The following is a 14,835-nucleotide window of genomic DNA, read 5'->3' as shown; positions in this document are numbered from 1 at the left end:
CCGCTAAATAAGCGGCTTTGTTGTTTAAAGTAATCTTAGATTAACGAATACATTGTGGTCTTGGCTCAAACTCACTCGCTCTAAGCGGTAGCTGAATCACCTTGCCACATCCTGGTGGTGCCTGCTTACCCGTTTGCTCATTTACAAATGCCCAGCGTATTGATGGCGGACGCGTATCAGCTATTGCTTGTGGGTTAAGTGGCTTTAAGTAACGAATATACGCTTCTAATGCGCCTACGCTGCCTGTTAACCCCGTGCTTTTGTTGTCGTCTCGACCAAGCCACGCAACAGTCACTGTATTTTGATCAAAGCCTGCAAACCAACTATCACGTAAATCGTTACTAGTGCCAGTTTTGCCTGCAAGTTGGATTGATGGGAAGTGTAAATTTAAGCGTTTAGCAGTGCCGTCTTTCGTTACGCGTTTCATCGCGTATTTAGTCATATACATTGCAGATTTATCAAAACGAGGCTCTGCATTTACTTTATGCTTATAAAGTACTTTACCAACCGAGTCAGTTAATGCCGAAATTGCAGTGAGCTTTTTATATTCGCCATCTGCAGCAATTGTCGTATAAAGCTGAGCAACTTCAAAACTCGACATTTCAACAGCCCCTAAAAGCAACGATGGGTATTCGTTTATCGCCCCTTTAGCGCCTAATCCTTTTAGTGTTTTCGCGACTTTATCAACACCTACATCGAGGCCTAAATTAACCGCTGGAATATTAATACTGTTACTAAATGCTTTATAAAGAGGGATTGCTCCACGGTATTTATGATCAAAATTTTCTGGTTGCCACACTTTTCCCTGCTCATTTGTAACCTGTACTGGCGAGTCATCAAGCAAAGTAGCTAAATTATAATGTGGTAATTGCAATGCGCTTAAATACACAGCCGGTTTTACCAGCGAGCCAATATTACGCTTTGTATCTAAAACACGGTTAAACCCTGAATAACGAACATCGCGCCCTGCAACAAGTGCAGATACACCGCCCTTTTCTACATTAACAGAGATCATGGCTGCTTCTAGTTTTTCGGTTCTAGGACGATTTTCCAGGTACGGTAAGCTCTTTTCAATAGACTCTTCCATTGCTGTTTGCTTTTGTAAGTCAAAATAAGTAAATACTCTTACGCCTGCATCAAGTGTTTGCTGATCTGGCAATAATTCATTTAGTTCTCTGTTTACTAACTCTAAATAGCCTGGATATGATTTTTGTAAACTCGCTTTCATTGGCGCAATATCAATTGGGCGATTAAGCGATGCACGGTACTCTTTTGTGCTAAGTAGCTTGTTTTCAACCATAAGGCGAAGCACTAAGTCTCGGCGCTCCATTGTGCGCTCTTTATAGCGACGTGGATTGTAATAAGATGGACCTTTAACCATTGCCACCAGCAAAGCAATTTGATCGTACTCAAGCTCATCTACCGGCTTTGAAAAGTAAAAGTCAGCAGCAAGCCCCATACCGTGCACACCTTGGTTGTATGACTGCCCTAGGTATACTTCATTTAAGTAAGCTTCTAATATCTGATCTTTTGAATAACGATAATCTAAAATAAGGGCAATAAAGGCCTCATTTATTTTTCGTACTAAAGAACGCTCACGTGTTAGGTAAATATTTTTAGCTAACTGCTGAGTAAGCGTACTACCACCTTGAACGGTGCGCCCCGCTTTAATATTAGAATAAAGCGCGCGTAAAATAGAAAACACTGATACACCATGATGTTCGTAAAAATCACGGTCTTCAACCACCAATAGCGTATCTTTTAGCATTGCTGGAAACTTATCTAGTGGTACAAATTCTCTATCTTGTTTAGAGTCATTACCAATACGCGCTATTTGCACAGGCTCTAGACGAGCTGAATTTAAACGCCTACCAAACTTATCTTTAATGGTCGCAACTTTTTGCCCTGCAAAGCGAAGTTCAATAATATGTGATTCTTCAAGGCCATCATAAAATTCAAAATCACGACGATAAATCTTGATGCTATCTGCTGTTTTAACAAACTGTCCTGTGCGGCTTAATCTATTAACCGATGAATAATTTAAACGCTCTAGCTCAAACACTACTTCCTGACTTGATAAAAATTGCCCCGGATAAAACTCCATAGAACGAGCATACACTTGCGCTGGAAGTTGCCATTTATTACCTTCAAATATACGCGTTGTTTTTGAATCTAAATAAATGAAATACATTGCCATTGCAATAAAAACAGCCAAGCTTAGTTTCCAAAACACTGACCATGTTTTTCTCATAAAAGAGCGTTTAACAGTGGTTTCCACTGTTTTTTTACTGCCCTTTGAGGTGCTTTTTTTTGTCTTGCTTGACGATTTACTTGCACGTTTAACTGCAGGTTTACTGGTAGGTGTTTTTTTATTGTCGGCCATTTAAGTGTAATTTATTCCAAGGGTTATTCACGAGTGTGAGCTTAGCATATTGGATATATCCTAACATCCGAAAAGTTAACCCCCCCTGAAACAAAAAAAGCCCTACCGAAGTAGGGCTTTGTGTAAACACACTATTATTTAAATAAACTATTAGCTATTTCGAACAGAAACAAACTCTGGGTAGGCTTCAATACCACAATCGTGTTGATCCATACCGTTTAGTTCTTCTTCTTCGGTTACTCGTATACCCATTGTTTTGTTAAGCACAGTCCAAACAATAAATGATGCTACAAATACAAAGGCAAGAATACATACTAGACCCGTTAACTGATTAACAAAGCTTGCGTCACCATTGGTTAGCGGTACTAACATAATACCTAATGCGCCACACGTACCATGAACAGAGATAGCACCCACTGGATCGTCAATCTTAACTTTATCAAGTGCTATGATACTAAATATAACAAGTGCACCACCAAGTAGACCAAGTAGACATGCCATTAATGGTGATGGAGATAGAGGGTCTGCTGTTATAACAACTAAGCCAGCTAATGCACCATTTAAGACCATTGTTAAATCTGATTTACCCCAAAGTACTTTACATACAAACAGTGCTGCAATAGCACCCATTGCAGCTGCTGCATTGGTGTTAAGTAATATTTGGCCTACTGCAGTTGCGTTTTCTTTATCCGAAAGTAGTAATTGAGAACCACCGTTAAAGCCAAACCAACCCATCCATAAAATAAATGTACCTAGTGTAGCAAGTGGTAAGTTTGAACCTGGAATTGGGTATATTTCACCGTTCTTACCATATTTACCTTTACGAGCACCTAGGATTAATACACCAGCTAGTGCAGCTGCTGCACCTGCGCCATGCACAATTGCAGAACCTGCAAAATCAACAAAGCCCATTTCAGATAAGAAACCACCACCCCATGTCCAGTAACCTTCAATAGGGTAAATAAAACCAGTTAGTACTACAGCAAAACCTAGGAAAGCCCACAGTTTCATACGCTCAGCAACAGCACCCGATACAATCGACATAGCGGTTGCAACAAATACTACTTGGAAGAAAAAGTCAGATTCTAAAGAATGGTCAGCATCGGCAGCTTGTGTACCAATTAAAGCGCCTATTGAAGGAATAAAACCACCTTCGGCATTGTCTACATACATAATGTTGTAGCCAACTAATAAAAACATCGTACATGCAATTGAATATAGCGCGACATTTTTAGTTAAAATTTCAGCTGTGTTTTTAGAGCGAACTAAGCCCGCCTCTAACATGGCAAAACCTGCTGCCATCCACATTACTAATATACCTGATATTAAAAAATAGAAGGTATCGAGTGAAAACTTTAGTTCTATTATTGTATTTTCCATGAGACCCCCTTAAATTGCTTCTTCGTCAAGTTCGCCAGTACGGATACGAACAATTTGATCCAAGTCGTACACGAAAATTTTACCGTCACCAATTTTACCTGTTGATGCAATTTTAGTGATTGCTTCAACAACGCGTTGACAATTTTCAGTACGAGTTGCAATTTCAAGTTTGATCTTAGGAATAAAATCTACTTGGTATTCTGCACCACGATATAACTCAGTATGACCTCGTTGACGTCCAAAACCTTTAACATCAACTACTGTCATCCCCTCAATTCCTAAATCAGCGAGTGCTTCACGCACGTCGTCTAATTTAAATGGTTTTATGATTGCACTAATCATTTTCATAGCGGCCCCCTCGGACTCTTTATTGTTATCCTATTGGGTTAAACAATCCAACCTTTGTGCCACTATTTTATATCAATTAAAAACAGCCACTTAGTAAAAAACACAAACTCAAGATCAAAAAAAACGCACCAATTAGGTGCGTTAATTTAACAAGTCAGCTACATTGGTGCGTACTATATCTCTATATATTTATCACGTATCTAGCTTTGTTTAAGAAGGGTTATACCACGCAGTTTCTGCCTTGGTTTTTAGCTTCGTATAATGCTTTGTCAGCAACACGCATAGCCTGCGTTAGACTAGTGTCTTGAAAGTCAGCCAAGCCTATACTGGTGGTAATTTTAATTGATTTATCGCTAATAGAAAAATCGTAACTAGCCATCTTTTTCCTAAATGCTTCAAAGTATTCACGACCACGTTCTAGCTCTATTTCAGGTAATATTATGGCAAACTCTTCTCCGCCAACCCGTGCAACCGTAAACTTTGAAAACGTAGATCGTATTAATGAACCAACCTGCTTTAAAGCCTGATCGCCGCCTTCATGGCCTAATGTATCGTTAATGTTTTTGAAAAAATCGATATCAAGCAATGCCAAAGTATTTTTCTGGTTTTTACTTTTAAGGAGCTTTTCTGCATATTGATAAAAGTAGCGTCGGTTATGAAGCCCTGTTAAGTGATCCCTATGTGCGCTTTCTTTAATATCTGAAATTAACGACAGTTGCTCCATTGTTTGAAGTACTCGACAATGAAACTCTTCATTCATAAATGGCTTTGTTAAAAAGTCATTGGCGCCGTATTTAATAAACCGTGCTGATAGGCCATGCTTCCCCGCGCCCGACAAGCCTATAATTGCTAAGTCGTCTCGGCCTCTAAAATTACGTACCGCTTTGACAAGTTCAAAGCCATCCATAGAGGGCATAGCGTAGTCGGTCATAAGTAGCTTTATATCAGGGTTAGCTTTTAATATTTCGAGTGCTTGTTGTCCATCGTGGGCATCTGTTACATCAAACAATTGCTTTTCTAGCATTTGCTTCATTAACGAGCGACTTAGTAATGAGTCATCTGCTATTAGTGCTTTACAGCCTTGATTTCTGAGTAATTGCGCAACGAGCTTAACGGCATAATGGTAAGAATCGCGATTATCTTTAATAACATAATCAACTACGCCCAATTCAAGCATTTGTTGGCGCTTGTACTCATCTATTTTTGAGGTTAAAACAACCGTAGGAATTTTTTTAGATAAAGTATATTTTGCAACTTCACCGTGCGGAGCATCTGGCAAAGTTAAATCAACTAACGCAAGCGTATAGTCGTATTTTTCTACGAACGTAGCGCATTCTGCTAAAGACCAAGCAAAATCAATTGCTACATCAAGGTATTGTGCAGTTAAGTGGCGAAGCACCTGCTGCACTACTTTACTGTCTTCAACCACTAATACTCTTTGCATAAAGCTTCTCTTTACCTTTAATTAATTTTGTAACAAACCGACAAATACAACGCTATTACTGCAATAGCATTAGTCATAAACATCCGGTGTAGAGTGCACTTATGTACTTGAAAGCGTAATCCATTAGATTTTTTGGTGATAGCTTGTATATAAAATCAATACAAGTAGGCCCACAATATACCTGAATTCTGTGATTAACTAAATAAAGAAACCAAATCCCAAATAACTATAAAAGTGGTTAGCACGCGTCTCTAAGCGCATTAATACCTTACTTAACTAGTATTATCGGCCACTAGTCTCAATACTTTTGTTATTTAACTCATAAATGTCTTTAATGGTGTATCAACAATAATAAGGACACCTAATGAAGCTTAGTCGTATTATCAGTTTACCGATAACTGTTATTGCATTAATAATCAGTACAAGCACGCTTGCCGATAACCAACGTCGTATTGATGTAGACAGCAAAGTTGTTACTCAACATAAAGCTAAAATCAACGATCAACGCTTTAATTACACCGTTGCCACAGGTACACAACCTGTATGGGATGATAAAGGCGACGCGGTTGCGACATTGCAATACACCTACTACACACGCGACAAAGTTGACGACAGGACAACTCGCCCATTACTTATTTCATTTAATGGTGGGCCAGGCTCGGCTTCTGTATGGATGCACCTTGCTTATACTGGTCCTCGCGTATTAAAAATTGATGACGAAGGCTATCCAATTCAACCTTATGGCGTAAAAGACAACCCATATTCTGTACTTGATATTGCCGATATTGTTTACGTAAACCCTGTAAATACAGGCTACTCTCGCGTACTTGAAAACGAAAAAGGCGAACTTCCTTCTAAAGCAAAACAAAAAGAGCTATTTTTTGGTGTTAATGCCGATATTAAATACCTTGCTGAGTGGTTAAATACTTTTGTAAATAGAGCTGAGCGCTGGCGATCGCCTAAATTTTTAATTGGTGAAAGCTACGGTACAACACGTGTATCGGGTCTTGCTCATGAGCTTCAAAATAGTCAATGGATGTACATAAACGGTGTTGTTCTCGTATCACCTACTGATATTGGTATTAAGCGCGACGGCCCGATTAAAGCCGCTAACCGCCTACCTTACTTTGCAGCGACTGCTTGGTATCACAAAGCACTTAAAGCCGATTTACAAGCTAAAGATCTAGATGAGTTATTACCTGAAGTTGAAGAGTTTACTGTAAACGAGTTAATCCCAGCGCTTGTTAAGGGTGGCCTTATTAATGCTGAAGAAAAACGTCGAATTATTACAAAAATGGCACACTACGCAGGCTTATCAGAAAAGTTTGTTGAACAAAATAACTTGGATATTCCAACTCAATTTTTCTGGAAAGAGCTACTACGTGAACGTGGTCAAACGGTGGGTCGCTTAGATTCTCGTTATTTAGGAATAGATAAACGAGGCGCAGGTGAATCCCCAGACTACTGGGCTGAACTTACCTCTTGGTTACACTCTTTCACTCCTGCAATTAATCACTACTTACGTGAAGAGCTAAACTATAAAACAGATGTAAAATATAATTTATTTGGTAATGTTCACCCATGGGATAGAACCGGTAATAATACGGGCGAAAATCTACGTTTAGCAATGGCGCAAAACCCTTACTTAAACGTGATGATTCAATCAGGATACTTTGATGGTGCAACCAATTACTTTGACGCTAAATATACGTTATGGCAATTAGACCCAAGCGGTAAAATGAAAGACCGTTTGAGCTTTAAAGGCTACAGAAGTGGGCATATGATGTACCTTCGCCACGCTGACTTAGAAAGCTCTAATAACGATTTACGTGACTTTATACAGGACGCTTTACCTAAGAAAGGGGAAGCGGCTAAATACTAAAATATTTTAAACATAAAATGGCTCTTTATGAGCCATTTTTTATATGCGTTTTTCATATCGTAAACAATAGCTTTTAAGTTGCGTTACTACATCGTTAAAGCATACTTCAAGCTGCTGTATATATTCATTTTTAACTGTTTCGTTTTCTGCCTGTGTTTCTATCTGCTGGCATATATTTGCCAACTCAATAGCCCCCACAGACTTTGAAGACGATTTTAATGCATGGGCCTGAAAAGCCAAATCAACATAATTTTTACTCTTAGCATACGCATTAGCTAATTTAATTTGCTCCCCTGCCGTTTGTAAAAACGCATTAAACACCATGCAGTGCACAGTAGGATCATCACCAAGCATTGCTTTTAATAACGTGATATCTAGTTGATCAAAACTATCTGAAGCTATATTTTCACCATCAGATTTTTCTGATCGCGTGTTGACCACTGTTTGAGAGTGCTCCATCAATAACGACTTTAATTTAACAAGCTCAATGGGCTTGGTTAAAAAGCCGTTCATTCCACAATCATAACAATTATCTATATTGTTTTTGGTAATGTTGGCCGTAATTGCAATTATAATAAGTTTATCAAAATGAGTGTTTTCGCGTATTTTTTTGGCTAACCCTAACCCATCGAGTAAAGGCATTTGAATGTCGGTTAGTAAAATATCGAAGTGTTTATTTTGCAGAGTTTCCCAGGCTTGTTCCCCATTACTTACAAAAGTAGAACACACTCCAAGCATGGTTAATTGCTGCCTTAATACTTGCTGATTTGTAACCTGATCCTCTGCTACTAAAACCTCAAGCGTAGGAAGAGTTACTGTATCTAAACTTTGAAGTGTTATTTGAGGAGATTGCACTTGTGCTGGCAAATCAGTTTGATCAAAGCTGTTAAAGTTTAGTGTAAAACAAGAACCTTTGTGCTGCTCACTTTGCGCGCTTAAAGAACCCTGCATGCGCTCTACCAGCTGCTTAGTTATCACTAAACCAATACCCGTACCGTTTACTTTACTGGTTTCAGCTCCTAAACGGTCAAAAGGTTTAAATAAGCGAGAAATATCATCTGGAGCAAATCCACATCCGGTATCTATTACATCTATTTCGCATTGTTTATTACTTAACACCCGGCAATTTATATTAATGCTGCCATTTGGTTTGTTGTATTTAATCGCATTTGAAAGCAAGTTAAGCATCACTTGTTTAAAGCGGCGCTGATCAATGTAAATACTCAATCCTTCTAAGGACTCGAAAGCTTGGGTATGCAGTGTTATTGATTGCCCTTTAACAAGCTCAGTGACGAGCTCTACTGACTCCTCTAATATGCTTTTAATAGGCACATAAGAAAAACTAAACTGCATATTACCCGACTCAATAGCCGTTAAATCAAGTACATCGTCTATAAGTAATAGTAAATGTTCTCCAGCTTGATAAATGCTTTTCGCGTTTTCTTTTTGTACTTTATTAGCACTCTCATCATATCCATACAGCTGGGCTAAGCCTAAAATTGCATTTAATGGGGTTCTTAATTCGTGGCTCATACTGGCCATAAAATCTGACTTTGCTTTACTTGCTGACTCAGCTTGAATTCGTAATACATTTAATTTTTGATGGTTATTAGCAACCTCATCAACCATGTTATTAAATGCACTTACTACACTGCCCACTTCGTTTTGTTGTTGTTTATCTATGTGGCAGTCAAAGTCACCTTTGGCTAAACGTGAAAACCCCCGTTTTAACGTCCTCAAAGGCGATGTAACCCTGTAATCCACCAGCCAAGCTAAACCTATAAAAACGATAACTAAAATAATAAATTGTATATATATTAGGGTGTAATGAAGTTTTGAAGATTCGTTTATTTCATTCGTAAAATTAACAACCAAGCTAATATTAGCCAGCGGTTTATCTAAAAACACCACCTGCTGAGATAACAACATGTCGCCGTTTTCATTTGCTCCAACCCAATTTTCAAGCGGGTATAATTGGTTATTTGAATCCACATCAACAATTTTAATACTTTTCCAATTAGGGCGAGTTTGGAGTTGGCTGTCTATTTCTTCATACAGCTCTGCATACTGCCTAGTTAACAACGGAGTCGTTATAGAAGTCGATAACTGCGCTAAAGAACGCTGAGCAGCCTTTGAAAGCCCATCGTTTACCCAACGCGCTTGCTCAGGTAAGGCGTAAAACATAAAAAGACAGGCCATAAGCAAGCCACAAAGCAATACAACAATAAAGCTTTGCGCCCTTAAACTACGAAACCCTCTAATTTTCAACATAAAATGAGCGCAAGCCCCACTGAGTTAACTGCTGATACTCTGCTAAAGTTGCAATACTAGGTTTAATAATTGGGATACCTGCAAGTAAATGTTTATGCTCTGGGCTTTGCCCAATATCTAAAATAGCTTGTTGCACTTTTAACTGTATTGTAGGGTCAACCCTTGGGTGGGCTACAATTGGATGGCGACTAATTTCACGCGTTTTATAAAGAATTTTAAGCTTATTTTGCAAGCTTTCTGGTTGTTGTTTAAATGTGCCCATTACACCACCGCCCGCCATTGTTGAATGCAGTGCTACATTTAAATATACCGAGGGGTGGGTTTGAACATATACAGGCTTTATTGTTAGCCCATACAACAACGCTAAGTCGGCTCTCATTAATAATGACGCACCTAATGCATTAGGTGCAGGGAATGCTATTTCGGCGCCCTCTAGTTGGCTTAAATTATCAATACCACTATTTTTATTTACGAGCAAAATACCTTGCAGCTTTCGCCCTGCATCTTTTATTAGTGGCAAATACCCCTGCTTCTCATATGCTACAACACTGTGCCATGGATTCATGTATGCAAAGTCGTACTCGCCATTAGCAAAGGCTTTTTCAAATACCGGAATAGACTCAACTGTAATTAGCTTTATTGATACCCCTATTTGCTTACTTACTTGCTTTAACAAAGGTTGCCAAATAGCATTTAGCTTTTGCGGCTCATATTGCGGCACTACACCAAAAGTATATTCTTGAGCCAATAAGAGTGAGCTGTGCATCAAACATAATATAGCCACTAAATACTTCATCAATTCTCCAAATAATAGCGTGTCATTATTGCTTAAGCGTAGTTAAAGACTACTCAACACACCATAAAATTATTATATATTCGATATTTAGCACTGACCTACTTTGATTACAGGTAGTTTTGGAGTGTATTTTTATGTGTGAGCATACGATGTAAATTAATAAAGATGTTGTAAGTACTTTTTAGGCCGGCTTTATTGCTTAGCCAAGTAGGGATTGATCCATGAGGCAAAGCTGGTTGGTATTTCGCTCATCTGCGCTTTTACTTCAAAAATATTATCACTGTGGCTTTGATAATACACACTTACGCCATTTTTGTTTTTATACAAATGCCATGTTGGCTCAGCGTAAGTGTTAAAAATAACGAGTTAAAAAATAACGGATAAGCACTTTTGTAACTGAATTTCATTACAAAAGTGCATCATTTATTTTTGCCAGTAAGGTTCTATGTCAAATGAAGCAAGGCGACTTTGCTCCATCGCACTAACTAAATATTCAGACTTTTGTTCAAGCCATGACTGGATTTTAGCAAGCTGTTCGTCTTCTTGCCCAGCACATAACTGCTTTAAATACTCAAGCGTACTTAATTCATAAATACCATGAGAAATATCAAGCCAAGGCAATCTAAACTCTAGGCGTTCTTCTTTATCAAATAACGATCCTAAGCAGTTACCGCTCAGTAAACTATTTTCAAGTTGAGTGCGCAGGTTTAAATACGAAGCGACATCGAGTGTTTGTTCTTTAGGCAGTAATTCGTGCAGATTTTTCCAGTCTTTATTAAAAAGCCGACTCGCAATGGACGACACGTTTTGCTCAGCCGCTTGAAGCTCTATTTGCCCCCAATCTTTACGCCACTGTTTATCAATTAACCACGTAGTTAACGACAGTAATAAACGATTATAACGCGCGCTATGAAACAGTGCATTTATATCGTCAATGCTTGGCTGTAACTCTTTTAAATCACCAATGACTTGAGTAAGTGCTGGAGCAGCATTAATTTTTTTATAAAAAGCATGGCGTTTAGACGTGTACGTTTTTAATTGAATCGCGTTTTCTACCCACGCTAATTCGCTTAATAACCATTTAAGCTCTGTACGTAAATGTTCTGTACTTTCTTTGGATACTATATCGTCGTACAGCCAAAAAGTATGGCGTATTAGGCTAATGCCATCAGTTACGCGTTTAAGCGTTTTTAAACTTGGCTTATCGAAATAGCATTGTTCATGCTTTTGCACAAAGCGAATACCAAAGTTCATGGCTTCAACTAAAGCACGCTCTTGGGTAGTCGATTTTGGTAATTGAACAAAACCAATAGATTTGCTGGGTGTTAAAGGTTTTTCATCTGCAAGGCGATAACCACGCGCGGCCTTAGAGTATAATCCTAAACGGATACAGTTCTGGCTAACCAGTATATCTGCAAACGCAAACAACTCATTACGACTGCCCTCAACAAGCTCAATTTCAAGCTCGCTAATAATTTCAATTTTACCCGAAGCCGAAATTTCACCTTTATCGAGTACAACTTCAATTTTAGCGCCACTTTCGGTTTCAATTAACCAAGTACGACGAATAAAGTTAGTACTAAATATTGGATACAAGTTTTTTGAGATTGCGCTTATTTGCATGCCATGAGGCCAAATATCAGCATCAAACGCCATTAAATTAGGGCGACTTGATTCAATTGGTAAATTGTACTCTGGACGTTGGTGTAAACCACCTACAACTTCACCTGCAAGCTTTATAGTTTGCTCGCATTCGCTGTCAGAACAGCGAGTTCTAAAGCCTATGTCAAGCGCTCTAAGCTCTCGGCTTGGCGTGTCGTAGTATGCATTTTGTAAGCTGCGTGACGGTTTATTCTTCACCGTTTTTGCAAATTGAGTAATTAACGAGGGGATCAGTGGAATAACGGCATCTGATACCAAAAATTTCAGTTCTATCTCAGTATCCATTCGGTTTGCGGATTACCTTTAAAATAAATAAGTGCTCAAAATAAACAAAGCACACTAACAATGCAAATTTTTTAGCCTTATTTTAGTGCCTGTTGACCTTTGTGGATTAAAATTCGTTCTATCTAGGGGCAATTTAATCGTGGGGCGAGGTTTGTAACCTAGTGGGCTAGGTAACTGCTCCTGTGTTACCCTACTGGGTTACAATATCAGTCTTGCTATTGAGCTATTTAATCCATACTATCTAACTACTTATGTGAAATAAAAATCACGTTCATAACGGACGCAGTTAGATCAACAAGGTAGATAAATGCTAAAACATTGTTTATTAGGGCTACTTTTAACAGCCACCACATTTATGAGTTATGCAGAAGAAGCAAAACCTGCAAATTCAACTAATGCAAACACCGCTTATATTATCGATAATTTATATACTTTTATGCGCTCTGGTGCGAGTAAGAATTATCGACTACTCGGCTCTGTAGATGCTGGAACAAAGTTAACCTTGTTATCTGCTGAAGAAAACGGCTTTATAAAAATTAAAGATGATAAAGACCGCGAAGGTTGGATAGAAACTAAGTTTGTTACCAAAACGGCAGGCTTACACCAACAGTACAAAACACTAAGTAGCGAAATGAGTACTATGCAAGAAAACCTGCGCCAAGCTCAAATAGAACTTCCGCAGCTACAAGAGCAAAACCAAACTTTAACTGATCAAAACCTGCAGTTATCGGCCCAAATTACTAAGCTTAAAACAACGCTAGAGCAAGAGCGCACCCAAAAAGAAGCTGCTAGCTCAAAAGAGAAACGTCAGCTACTTACTTACGGTGGTGCTATTGCGTTTTTAGGCCTGTTTTTAGGTATTATATTAACGATAGTGTTGTCACGTCGTAAACGCTATGAAGGTTGGGCATAACCCTCCTTTCTATTGAATACAAAAAAGCCGCTTTATAGCTAACACCGATCAGTTAAGATATTTTTGATCGGTTGACCGATCTTTTGGTTGCTTCACAATACCCTTATCATCTTTTGATTATGAGGGTATTTTTATGCTTAGTCATTGGTTACTTGATACGGATATATTCGCCACTCCTGACTCTTTATCTACATTTCAGAAACATATCCCTCTTGAGTGGATTTCTAATGTGCTCGAGCAGACCGATAAAGCAAGTATTCGCAAACGTAAGTTACCTGCTGAGCTTGTCGTCTGGCTTATCATTGCAATGGGTCTTTTTCGCGACCGCTCTATTAGTGACGTTGTTGAGAAGTTAGATTTAACACTCACTGATACCCTGGGCGATACGGTTGCTCCAAGTGCTATTCCTCAAGCGAGACAGCGCCTGAGTAGCGACCCCCTCCAAGCCTTATTTCACCTATGTGCGGCCCATTGGACACAAGAAGAAGATGCTGATGATACGTGGTATGGACTCCGGTTATTTTCTGTCGATGGAACGCAATTTCGTGCACCTGATACACCTGCTCTTGCTGAGCACTTTCACTATATTAAGCACAGTAAAAACCGTCATACAGAATATCCTATTGTACGCCTATGCGCCTTAAGCTCCTTGCGTAGCCGGTTGATACACCACGTTGCCTTCGGGCCCAGTTATCAAGGTGAGGTGAACTACGCAAAGCAGTTATTTAGTCATGTAAGTGATAACAGTCTAACTATTTTTGACCGATGTTATCTCAGCGCTGAGCTACTGATTAATTGGCGTAAGCAACACCCACAGTCGCACTGGATGGTCCCGATTAAAAGCAACACGCAATACACCGTCATTGAATCTTACTCTGAGCATGACTTCAAAGTAGAGATGAGTGTATCTGCGCATGCCAGAAGACAAGACCCTTCGCTTCCTGAGTGCTGGCAGGCCAGACTGGTTCTTTATCCTGAGCCAATGGGGCCTGGAAAAATAAAAGGTCTGCTGTGCTCTTTGGATGATAAACAGGCTTTTGGTGCGCAGGCCATTCTTGATGTCTATTTCGAACGCTGGGAAATTGAAAATAGCTATGGAGAAATAAAACACCAGATGCTTGAGGATAGTATTCTTTTGCGTAGTCAGACTGTAGATGGAGTCAATCAAGAGCTATGGGGTATATTGCTAGCCTACAATTTAATTCGAGTAGAGATAAGTCGAATAGCCAAAGAGGCTAAAGTCTCCCCGCTGAGAATTAGTTTTGTCATGGCTTTGCGGGATATACAGGATGAAATACTCTGGTGTGCCATCGCTTCGCCAGGTTCAATTCCAAAGAAATTAAGGGCAATGCGAGAACGAGTGAAACGTTATATTCTTCCAGAAAAAAGAAAACGGCCCAAAAGTAGGACCGTTCGAATTTCAAAAACTCGGTACACCATTAAGTCAAAGCATGCTTAACTGAATGGTGTT

General features: G+C 39.1%; 10 protein-coding genes. 3 read left to right on the top strand and 7 right to left on the bottom strand.

Annotation, left to right across the window (positions count from 1 at the left end):
- Positions 1-40: 40 nt before the first annotated feature.
- From mrcB to CXF64_RS18505, 4 genes are all read right to left on the bottom strand, one after another.
- A complete protein-coding gene (gene mrcB / locus CXF64_RS18520; protein ID WP_010555510.1) occupies positions 41-2,383 on the bottom strand; it encodes a penicillin-binding protein 1B in 2,343 nt (780 codons plus the stop codon).
- Positions 2,384-2,533: 150 nt separating this feature from the next.
- Entirely contained in the window at positions 2,534-3,763 is a 1,230-nt protein-coding gene (locus CXF64_RS18515) for an ammonium transporter (protein WP_010555509.1), read from the bottom strand.
- Positions 3,764-3,772: 9 nt separating this feature from the next.
- Positions 3,773-4,111, bottom strand: a complete 339-nt coding sequence (locus CXF64_RS18510) for a P-II family nitrogen regulator (RefSeq protein WP_004587162.1) — start codon at positions 4,109-4,111, stop codon at positions 3,773-3,775.
- 220 nt (positions 4,112-4,331) lie between these two features.
- On the bottom strand, positions 4,332-5,555 hold the full coding sequence (locus CXF64_RS18505; protein ID WP_007584842.1) for a diguanylate cyclase domain-containing protein: 1,224 nt from the start codon (positions 5,553-5,555) through the stop codon (positions 4,332-4,334).
- Between the two features lie 364 nt (positions 5,556-5,919).
- Between CXF64_RS18505 and CXF64_RS18500 the strand changes: the two genes are divergently transcribed.
- Positions 5,920-7,437, top strand: coding sequence for a S10 family peptidase (locus CXF64_RS18500; protein WP_101217743.1), 1,518 nt, complete (start codon positions 5,920-5,922; stop codon positions 7,435-7,437).
- A 39-nt stretch (positions 7,438-7,476) separates the two neighbouring features.
- Here the strand turns inward: CXF64_RS18500 and CXF64_RS18495 are convergent, their stop codons facing one another.
- From CXF64_RS18495 to CXF64_RS18480, 3 genes are all read right to left on the bottom strand, one after another.
- Complete coding sequence (locus tag CXF64_RS18495; RefSeq protein ID WP_101217742.1) at positions 7,477-9,708, bottom strand: ATP-binding protein; 2,232 nt, start codon at positions 9,706-9,708, stop codon at positions 7,477-7,479.
- Entirely contained in the window at positions 9,695-10,504 is an 810-nt protein-coding gene (locus tag CXF64_RS18490; protein ID WP_101217741.1) for a phosphate/phosphite/phosphonate ABC transporter substrate-binding protein, read from the bottom strand. Before CXF64_RS18490 ends, CXF64_RS18495 begins: the two co-directional genes overlap by 14 nt.
- A gap of 423 nt (positions 10,505-10,927) precedes the next feature.
- Entirely contained in the window at positions 10,928-12,451 is a 1,524-nt protein-coding gene (locus CXF64_RS18480) for a CYTH and CHAD domain-containing protein (protein ID WP_101217740.1), read from the bottom strand.
- A 307-nt stretch (positions 12,452-12,758) separates the two neighbouring features.
- Here CXF64_RS18480 and CXF64_RS18475 point away from each other — a divergent pair, with 307 nt between their 5' ends.
- Positions 12,759-13,364, top strand: a complete 606-nt coding sequence (locus CXF64_RS18475; protein ID WP_007584830.1) for a TIGR04211 family SH3 domain-containing protein — start codon at positions 12,759-12,761, stop codon at positions 13,362-13,364.
- Positions 13,365-13,497: 133 nt separating this feature from the next.
- Positions 13,498-14,823 (top strand): IS4 family transposase, encoded by a 1,326-nt coding sequence (locus CXF64_RS18470; RefSeq protein WP_101217739.1) that lies wholly within the window; start codon positions 13,498-13,500, stop codon positions 14,821-14,823.
- Positions 14,824-14,835 lie beyond the last annotated feature (12 nt).

Source organism: Pseudoalteromonas sp. GutCa3 (assembly GCF_002836155.1).
GTDB classification, from domain to species: Bacteria; Pseudomonadota; Gammaproteobacteria; order Enterobacterales; family Alteromonadaceae; genus Pseudoalteromonas; species Pseudoalteromonas arctica.
Note: the sequence above shows the minus strand (reverse complement) of the source record. Positions and strands in the feature narration are given on the sequence as shown.

Coding starts and splice junctions, on each gene's coding strand:
- CXF64_RS18515 (WP_010555509.1), bottom strand. CDS start 3,763: ATGGAAAATACAATAATAGAACTAAAGTTTTCACTCGATACCTTCTAT.
- CXF64_RS18500 (WP_101217743.1), top strand. CDS start 5,920: ATGAAGCTTAGTCGTATTATCAGTTTACCGATAACTGTTATTGCATTA.
- CXF64_RS18480 (WP_101217740.1), bottom strand. CDS start 12,451: ATGGATACTGAGATAGAACTGAAATTTTTGGTATCAGATGCCGTTATT.
- mrcB (WP_010555510.1), bottom strand. CDS start 2,383: ATGGCCGACAATAAAAAAACACCTACCAGTAAACCTGCAGTTAAACGT.
- CXF64_RS18495 (WP_101217742.1), bottom strand. CDS start 9,708: ATGTTGAAAATTAGAGGGTTTCGTAGTTTAAGGGCGCAAAGCTTTATT.
- CXF64_RS18490 (WP_101217741.1), bottom strand. CDS start 10,504: ATGAAGTATTTAGTGGCTATATTATGTTTGATGCACAGCTCACTCTTA.
- CXF64_RS18475 (WP_007584830.1), top strand. CDS start 12,759: ATGCTAAAACATTGTTTATTAGGGCTACTTTTAACAGCCACCACATTT.
- CXF64_RS18510 (WP_004587162.1), bottom strand. CDS start 4,111: ATGAAAATGATTAGTGCAATCATAAAACCATTTAAATTAGACGACGTG.
- CXF64_RS18505 (WP_007584842.1), bottom strand. CDS start 5,555: ATGCAAAGAGTATTAGTGGTTGAAGACAGTAAAGTAGTGCAGCAGGTG.
- CXF64_RS18470 (WP_101217739.1), top strand. CDS start 13,498: ATGCTTAGTCATTGGTTACTTGATACGGATATATTCGCCACTCCTGAC.